Source organism: Microbacterium resistens NBRC 103078, assembly GCF_001552355.1.
Taxonomy (GTDB): Bacteria; Actinomycetota; Actinomycetes; order Actinomycetales; family Microbacteriaceae; genus Microbacterium; species Microbacterium resistens.
Map to the genome: position 1 here is coordinate 1 of NZ_BCRA01000096.1, position 7,651 is coordinate 7,651.

At 73.2% G+C, this 7,651-nt stretch carries 8 protein-coding genes; 7 read left to right on the forward strand and 1 reads right to left on the reverse strand.

The window, feature by feature from the left end; genetic code table 11:
* The 3 genes from MR1_RS14785 to MR1_RS14795 form a co-directional block, all read left to right on the forward strand.
* On the forward strand, positions 1-799 hold a 799-nt coding region (locus MR1_RS14785), incomplete at its 5' end, for an alanine racemase (protein ID WP_084344751.1).
* Positions 796-1,791, forward strand: a complete 996-nt coding sequence (locus MR1_RS14790) for an ATP-grasp domain-containing protein (RefSeq protein ID WP_067248491.1) — start codon at positions 796-798, stop codon at positions 1,789-1,791. The genes MR1_RS14785 and MR1_RS14790, both read left to right, overlap by 4 nt.
* A gap of 71 nt (positions 1,792-1,862) precedes the next feature.
* Positions 1,863-2,990 carry an acyltransferase family protein gene (locus MR1_RS14795; protein WP_169797702.1) on the forward strand — a complete coding sequence of 376 codons (1,128 nt, stop codon included), beginning with the start codon at positions 1,863-1,865 and terminating at the stop codon, positions 2,988-2,990.
* Here MR1_RS14795 and MR1_RS14800 read toward each other — a convergent pair.
* Positions 2,962-3,453 carry an SRPBCC domain-containing protein gene (locus MR1_RS14800; RefSeq protein ID WP_067248501.1) on the reverse strand — a complete coding sequence of 164 codons (492 nt, stop codon included), beginning with the start codon at positions 3,451-3,453 and terminating at the stop codon, positions 2,962-2,964. The genes MR1_RS14795 and MR1_RS14800 overlap by 29 nt on opposite strands.
* Before the next feature lie 16 nt (positions 3,454-3,469).
* Here MR1_RS14800 and MR1_RS14805 point away from each other — a divergent pair, with 16 nt between their 5' ends.
* From MR1_RS14805 to MR1_RS14820, 4 genes are all read left to right on the forward strand, one after another.
* Complete coding sequence (locus MR1_RS14805) at positions 3,470-3,790, forward strand: ArsR/SmtB family transcription factor (protein WP_067248505.1); 321 nt, start codon at positions 3,470-3,472, stop codon at positions 3,788-3,790.
* A gap of 75 nt (positions 3,791-3,865) precedes the next feature.
* The gene (locus MR1_RS14810; protein ID WP_067248508.1) at positions 3,866-5,035 is read left to right on the forward strand and encodes a class I SAM-dependent methyltransferase; all 1,170 of its coding nucleotides are present in this window, start codon (positions 3,866-3,868) and stop codon (positions 5,033-5,035) included.
* A 433-nt stretch (positions 5,036-5,468) separates the two neighbouring features.
* Positions 5,469-6,761, forward strand: coding sequence for a quaternary amine ABC transporter ATP-binding protein (locus MR1_RS14815; protein ID WP_067248512.1), 1,293 nt, complete (start codon positions 5,469-5,471; stop codon positions 6,759-6,761).
* Positions 6,761-7,651 (forward strand): ABC transporter permease (locus MR1_RS14820; RefSeq protein ID WP_067248515.1); only part of this gene is annotated, 891 nt, incomplete at its 3' end. The genes MR1_RS14815 and MR1_RS14820, both read left to right, overlap by 1 nt.

Consider the following 7,651-nt stretch of genomic DNA (forward strand, 5'->3'; position numbering starts at 1 on the left):
CATGGCCCGAGGCGGGGCGCCGCGAGCGGATTGGCCTGCGCTGACCCGGCTCGCGGTGACGGCCGAGGGGCGCGGGCTCGTGCGGATCCGCGGGCTCATGGGGCACCTGTCCGACGCGGATCAGGCCGATCCGGAGCGCAACCGCCACGGGGTCCGGGCCGTCGCTGCGGCGGAGCGGATGCTGCGGACGGCCGGCATCGTGCCCGCGCGCGTGCACCTGGGCGCGACCGCGGCGACCCTGACGGACCCCGCCACGCACCACGATCTCGTGCGGATCGGGGTGGGGCTGGTGGGGATCGATCCGGCCGAGGCGAACGCCGCGCATCCCGTCGCGCTCCGTGGAGCGTCCTGGCTGATCGCGCCCGTCGCGCACACCGCGACCGTGCCGGCGGGAACCCCCGTCGGCTACGGCGGGCGGCACACCACCGCGGGCTCCACGAACCTCGCCGTCCTCGGGGTCGGATACGCGGACGGCATCCCCCGCGGCCTCGCCCCGGAGGCGGCGGTCGCGATCGGGGGCGAACGGTTCCGCATCGTCGGTCGCGTGTCCATGGATCAGATCGTGGTCGACACCCGGGACCGGAGATTCCCCCGGGGGACCCTCGCGACGATCTGGGGACCACGCGGAGGGGCGGCGCCGAGCATCCAGGACTGGGCGCGCTGGGCGGACACCATCCCGCACGAGATCGTGACCGGGATCGGTCCCCGCGTGCGCCGGTCCCTGGTGCACGAGACCGCGGACGGCCGCACCGTCGAGAGCGGCAGCAGAGGAACGGACAGCGAGGGAGCAGGGGCATGAGCGCGAGGATCGCGGTGATCGGCGGAGGCGCCAACGTCGAGCACGAGGTGTCGGCGGCGTCCGCCGCGGGGGTGGCGGATGCGCTGGAGCGGCGGGGATACGCCGTCGACCGGCTCACGATCGGTCGCGACGGGATCTGGCGGGGACCGGACCCGGCTCCGGCGGCGGCCGGCGAGACCGCGCACACCTCGGCGACGGCGTCGCTGGCGGCCGCGCTCGCCGTCATCGGGGCGGCGGACGCGGTGTTCCCCGCCGTGCACGGACCTCGTGGGGAGGACGGGGTGATCGCGGCGCTGGGCGCGCTGACGGGGGTCCCGGTGGTCGGCTCCGGGACGCTCGCCGGGGCGGTGGCGATGGACAAGGCGCTCTCCAAGACGGTCGCCCGCGCTGCGGGGCTCCGCACGGCGCCGGGATGCGTGGTGTCGGTGCGCGACCTCGACGCGCTGGGCTTCGAGGGAGAGGCCGCGGTGGTGAAGCCGGTGTCCTCGGGGTCCAGCCACGGCGTCTCCCTGGTCCGCGACGCGGCTCAGCTGGTGGAGGCGGTCGCCCTCGCCTGCGCCGTGGACGCCGGAAGCGGCCCGGGGCGGGCGCTGGTCGAGCCCGTGGTCCGCGGGCGGGAGATCGACGTCGCGGTCCTGCGGGAGGCCGACGGGACCCGGTGGGCGGCGCCGGCGCTGGAGATCCACGCCGCCGGGCTGTTCGACACCGCGACGAAGTACGACGGATCGGCGCGCTTCACCGTGCCCGCCGCGCTCAGCGCCGGCGAGGCCGCGGCGCTGAAGGCCGCCGCCCTCGCCGCCTTCGACGCGTTCGGCTGCCGAGGCCTGGCCCGCGTGGACTTCTTCCTCACCGAGGAGGGGCCCGTGTTCAACGAGATCAACACCATGCCGGGGCTCACCCCGGCCTCGCAGGCGCCGCGGATGTTCGCGGCGGCGGGCGTGGCGTACGACGAGCTGGTGCACCGCCTCGTCCAGGGGGCGCTCCGGTGCTGATCGCCCGCGGCACGGGGCGGCGGGAAGGGAGGCAGGGAGGAGCGGTGCCGGGGGAGGGGATGCGGGGACGCGTGCCCTGGGCCGACACGGCGAAGGGCGCGTCGATCGTGCTCGTCGTGCTGTGGCACGTCACGGCCAAACACGTCCTGCCGATGGACCTCGGCGCCGCTCAGCCGGTCGCCGAGGCGTGGAGCCGGATCGGGGCGCAGCTGCTGCCGCTGCGCATGCCGCTGTTCTTCCTCGTCTCCGGGATGTTCGCCGTCGGCGCCGTCGCCCGTCCGTGGCCGGTCGTGCTCCGCACGCGGATCCTCCGGTTCGCGGCACTGTACGCCGTCTGGCTGACGATCCAGACGGTCGTGGTGCTCCCGATCGACGACTTCGGCACGGCGCATGCGCGTTCCCCGCTCGTCTTCCTCGCCCAGCTCACGATCAGCCCGACGAACCTCTGGTTCCTCTTCGCGCTGGCCGCGTACTTCCTGGTGGCCCGCCTCACCCGACGCATCCCGACGGCGCCGCTGCTGCTCGGCGCCGCAGTCGTGTCCGCGATCGCCGGCGCGAAGATCGTCGAGCCGGTCCTGTGGGTCGTCGGGATGCCCGGCGCGCCGGGCGAGGACAACCTCTGGCAGGTCTTCCAGAACCTGTTCTTCTTCCTGGCCGGGCTCCGTCTCCGGGAGGCGGTCGCGAAGGGTGCGGCGCGGGTCACGGTCCCCGGCGCGCTGATGCTCGCGGCCGGGTACGCGGCTGCGCTCGTCGTCTCCGCGGTCCTCGATCTGCGCCTCGTGCCCGGCGTCGCCCCGGCGGTGTCGATCGTCGCGGTGTCGTTCGGCGTGGCCGCCTCCGCCCTCGCTCCCCGGGTCGCACCCCGTCTCGCGGCAGGCGCCCGATGGCTCGGACGCCGTACGCTGCCGATCTACGTGCTGCACATGCCGCTGCTCGCATATGCGGACATGCTCCTTCGCAGCCCGCTCTCCGAAGGCGTCCGGCGCCTCGCCGCGTCGGACAGCGGTGCCTCTCGGATGGTGTCGTGGATGCTCGTCGCCTGCTGGCCGGTCGTGCTCACCGGGCTGCTCGTCGCCGTATGCCTGTTCCTGCATGCGGTGCTGCAGCGACTCGGGGCGGCGCGCCTGTTCGCCCCGATCCCGGATCGATCCGCCGTCCGCGACCCGGGGGTCAGGCGTAGAAGCCCTCGCGGAGGTTGATCCCGTGCTCGACCCACGCCTTCATCGCCGCGAGCATGCCGGTCCAGCCCTCGCAGTTGCCGAACGCGCTCTTCGCGCCGGCCGCCGTGGGCGTCCAGGACTCCTCGGTGATCGTGACGAGCGTGCGGGTGTCGTCGTCGATCGGCGCGAACGTGAAGGTGGTGCGGGTGGTGCCGGCCTCGGTCGACCCGGCAGCCGCTTCCCACTCGATCACGATCCGCTCCGGGGCGACGGCCTCGACCACGGTGACGGGGAAGCGGCCGGGGAAGTCGGCGAAGTCCCAGGAGACCTCGGCGCCGGCCTCGAGGCGTCCGCGGGCGCCGGCGGTGGTGAAGTAGCGGGAGAGCTGCGCCGGATCGGCGACGGCCTCGTAGACCTCCGCCCGCGGCCGCGCGATCCGGCCGGAGACGGTGAAGGACAGGGCGCCGAGCGGGGCGGCGCCGGTGGTTTCGATCTCGGACATGTTGTAAGATTACAACATGTCCGAGAGGGAGGGAAGCGCCGACGATCTCGTCTTCAAGGCGCTCGCGGCCCCCGTCCGCCGGGCCATGCTCGATGTGCTCAAGGCCGCGCCGTGCACCACCGGTGAGCTGTGCGCGCGCTTCCCCGAGCTCGACCGCACCACCGTGCTGCAGCATCTGCGGGTGCTGGAGCGCGCCGAGCTCGTCGTCGGCGAGCGTCAGGGCCGGGAGCGGCGGCTGACGCTCGCGCCCCTGCCGATCAAGCGGATCCACGACCGTTGGATCGGCGAGTACGCGCGCGCCGCGGTGCAGCTCCTCGACGAGCTGGATCGCGGCTGAGCGGATCGGGGCCCGCACCGCGCGGCCCGGCCCGGCTCGCGGCGGCGTCCTCCGGCGAGGCCGTAGCCTGGGCGGGTGACCGGCTTCCCCTACGCGCGCCTGCGCCGCCTCCCCGACGTCGAGGCGCCGGAGCTGCGCGCGTGGGATGCGACGGACGAGCTGCTCGTGGCCCGCGCGCGGGACGAGATCGCGCGATCCGCCACGGGGATCCGGGGCGACGAGGTCGTCGTCGTCGGCGATGCGTACGGCGCCCTCACCCTTCCGCTCGTCGCGGACGGGCTCGCCGGGATCCGCGTGCACCAGGACCTCGTCACCGGGCGGCGGGCCCTCGTGCGCAACGCCGCGGAGCTCGGGGTCGACGGGTTCGTCCCGCACGAGCTCGGCGCCGACCTCCTCCGCGGGGCGCGGCTGATCCTGCTGCAGCTGCCCAAGGCGCTCGCGGAGCTGACCGAGATCGCCGACGCCGTCGCGCGCCACGCCGCCCCGGACTCGGTCCTCATCGCGGGCGGGCGGGTGAAGCACATGACCGTCGCCCAGAACGAGGTGCTCGGCCGCTTCTTCCGCCGGGTCCAGCCGCAGCGCGCCGAACGGAAGTCCCGGCTGGTCCTCGCGCACGAGCCGGTCCGGCCGGCGGGCGAGTCGCCGTTCCCCGTCCGCGCGACCCACGCCGACCCGACGCCCGGCCCGGCGGTGTCGTTCGTCCTGTGCGCGTTCGGCGGGGCCTTCGCGGGCGAGCGGCTGGACATCGGCACCCGGGCGCTGCTGGAGGCGGCGGACCGGCTCCCCTCGCCGCCCGTCGAGTCCGCCGCACCGTTCCGGGTGATCGATCTCGGCTGCGGCACGGGCGCGCTCGCCGCCTCGTATGCGCTCCGACACCGGTCCGCGGAGGTGATCGCGACCGATCGCTCCGCGGCCGCCGTCCGCTCCGCCGCGGCGACCATGGCAGCGAACGGTGTGGCCGAGCGGGTCCGGGTGACCCTCGACGACGCGGGATCGGACCTCCCGAACGCGAGTGCGGACCTGATCCTGCTCAACCCGCCGTTCCACCTCGGTGCCGGAGTGCACGAGGGCGCCGGGCGGCGGCTGATCGTCGCGGCGGGCCGGCTCGTGCGCCCGGGCGGCGAGGTGTGGACGGTCTTCAACTCGCACCTCGACCACCGCCGCGCGCTCGCCGCCGAGGTCGGGCCCACGGAGCAGGTCCGCCGCACGCCGAAGTTCACCGTGACCCGGTCCGTCCGGGCCTGACCGGCGCCTCCTCCCCGCCCATACCGCCCGATCTGCACACTCGGTCCCGATCTGCACAGGTTCTGGTGATCGCGGTGTGCGCATCGGGGTCGGATGTGCAGATCGGTCCACGTCCCGGAATCCGACACGCCGGGCGAAACCATGCCTCAACGGGGGAAAGCGCGGGGGTCGCCGAGGGGCGGATTTGCCCCCGATCAGCCATTTCGTTACGTTGGAATGTGGGCCAGCGAGCCCGAAGACCAGTCCGCGGCCGCGTCCTTCTTTCGAATCTGCTGTGCACGAAGAGGCGTGGGCGTAAGGTAGGCGATCTTTGCGCCGGATCCGAAATCCGGCGCCCGTGCCGTCCGTGCAGCGTTGTCGAAGCGGCCCCGTGATCACCACCCGGGCGTTACCGAAGTGGGTTCACCCCATCAGGTGAGCCAACGGGGGATACGTGTCCGAAACCGCTCTCGAAGCGCGCAATCTCTACAAGGTGTTCGGTCGGAACCCGCAGCAGGCGGTGAAGCGTCTGAAGGCCGGGGAGACCCGCGACGACGTGCTCGACGTCGGAACCGCCGCGGTCATCGATGCCAGCTTCACCGTCAACCGGGGCGAAATCTTCGTCATCATGGGTCTGTCGGGCTCCGGCAAGTCCACCATCATCCGTATGCTCAACGGCCTGTACGACGCGACGGCCGGATCCGTCACCATCGCGGGCGATCCGATCACCGGCATCCCGGCGAAGCGTCTGCGCGAGGTCCGCCGCGATCGGGTCTCGATGGTGTTCCAGCACTTCGCGCTCCTGCCGCACCGCACGGTCGCCGCGAACGTCGCGTACCCGCTGGAGCTCAAGGGCGTGGACAAGGCCGAGCGCCTCGCGAAGGCCGAGGAGATCCTGGCCCTCGTGGGGCTCGGCGGCTGGGGCGACAAGCTCCCGTCCGAGCTCTCCGGCGGCATGCAGCAGCGCGTGGGCATCGCCCGGGCGCTGGCGGCCGACACCGACATCCTGCTCATGGACGAGGCGTTCAGCGCCCTCGACCCGCTGATCCGCCGCGAGATGCAGGAGCAGCTGCTGGAGCTCCAGGAGAAGCTGCAGAAGACGATCGTCTTCATCACGCACGATCTCAACGAGGCCATGCTGCTGGGCGACCGGATCGCGGTCATGCGCGACGGCCGGATCGTGCAGATCGGCACCCCCGAGGACATCCTCACCGACCCCGCGAACGACTACGTCGAGCAGTTCGTGCAGGACGTGGACCGTGCGCGGGTCCTGACGGCGGGCAACGTCATGGAGCGGCCGCGCCCCGTCGTCTCCGAGACCGCGGGACCCCGCACCGCGCTGCGCCAGATGCGCGACGCGTACATGTCCGCGACCTACGTCGTCAGCCGGGACCGGCACCTGCTCGGGATCCTCACCGACCGCGACGCCGTCAAGCAGCTGCGCAAGGGCGAGAGCGACCTGCGCGCGATCCTCAAGCCGGTGCCGCAGAGCGTGAACCAGTCCGAGGTGCTGATGAACCTCTTCATCCCCGCGGTGGAGTCGCCGCTGCCGCTGGCCGTCGTGGACGACGACGACCGGCTCGTCGGGGTGATCCCGCGCGTCACGCTGCTCGCGGCGCTCGGCCCCGGCCCGGGCGCGACCGAGGAGATCACGATCCCGCTGCCGCCGATGCCGCAGGCCGAGATCGACGCCGTGCTGGGTGATGCGCCCGCGGCCGGCGCCGCCGAGCCGGAGGGGGTGCGCTGATGGACGGTTTCCGCATCCCGATCGGGAGCTGGGTCGAGGCGGCCGTAGACTGGATCCAGGTCAACCTCGGCGCCGTTCTCGACGTCATCTCCTTCGTCTTCGCCTTCCTCGTGGACGGCCTCACCGCGATCCTGCTCTCGGTGCAGTTCCCCGTCGTGATCGTGATCGCGGCCCTCCTGGCGTGGCTGGTCCGCTCGTGGCAGCTCGCCGTCGGCACGCTGCTGTCGTTCGTCCTCATCGTGGGGATGGGCGTGTGGGTGCCGGCCATGCAGACGCTGGCGCTCGTGCTCGTCGCGGCGCTGGTGGCCGTGGTCATCTCGATCCCGCTCGGGATCTGGTCCGCGCGCAGCGACACCGTGCGCGCGATCCTGAAGCCGGTCCTCGACTTCATGCAGACGATGCCGGCGATGGTGTACCTCATCCCCGCGATCGTCTTCTTCGGCATCGGCGTGGTGCCGGGGCTCGTCGCCACGGTGATCTTCGCCCTGCCGCCGGGCGTCCGGCTCACAGAGCTCGGCATCCGCGGGGTCGACGGCGAGACGGTCGAGGCCGGCCAGGCGTTCGGCGCGAAGCCCGGGCAGATCCTCGGCGGCATCCAGCTGCCGCTCGCGATGCCCACGATCATGGCGGGTGTGAACCAGGTCATCATGCTGGCGCTGTCGATGGCGGTCATCGCCGGGATGGCGGGCGCGGACGGCCTCGGGAAGCTCGTCGTCGAGGCGATCTCCACGATCAACATCCCCCGCGGCGTCGAGGCGGGCCTGGGCGTCGTGCTCATCGCCGTCTTCCTCGACCGGGTCACCGCGGCCCTGGGCACGACCGCCGGCAACCGCTCGTCCCTGCTGGGCGTCCTCGCCCGGCGCCGGGCCGAGCAGCGCCGCGCGGCGGCC